Raw genomic sequence first — 395 nt, 5'->3', positions numbered from 1 at the left:
AATGATAAAGCGGTGATTGCAGGTACAGACTCAGGTGCGGTAACCGAAGAATCTCAACTTCAAACCTCAGGCACACTCACTGTAACCGATGTCGATACTGGCGAAGCGCATTTCTCCAATACTGATGTTGTTGGCAACTTGGGCACTCTACATCTGACCGATTCAGGCGCTTGGACTTACGATCTCGATAACACTAACCCTACCGTTCAAGCGTTAGGTAAAGGAGCAACCGCTACTGACATCATTACAGTTCAATCGGCCGATGGTACGACTCATAAAGTCACCATTACTGTGAACGGCACCAATGATAAAGCCGTGATTGCAGGTACAGATTCAGGTGCGGTAACCGAAGAATCTCAACTTCAGACCTCAGGCACACTCACTGTAACCGATGT

The 395-nt window shown here is 47.6% G+C and carries 1 protein-coding gene; it reads left to right on the top strand.

Translation table 11 applies throughout. The annotated features are described in order from the left end of the window. A partial coding sequence (locus tag AB4585_RS22835) for a VCBS domain-containing protein (protein WP_372171090.1) occupies positions 1-395 on the top strand: 395 nt, incomplete at both ends.

Origin of the sequence: Vibrio sp. 10N.222.49.C9, from assembly GCF_041474985.1 — a bacterium.
Taxonomy (GTDB): Bacteria; Pseudomonadota; Gammaproteobacteria; order Enterobacterales; family Vibrionaceae; genus Vibrio; species Vibrio crassostreae_C.
The sequence above is the reverse complement of the archived record's forward strand: the minus strand, read 5'-3'. Positions and strand labels throughout refer to the sequence as shown.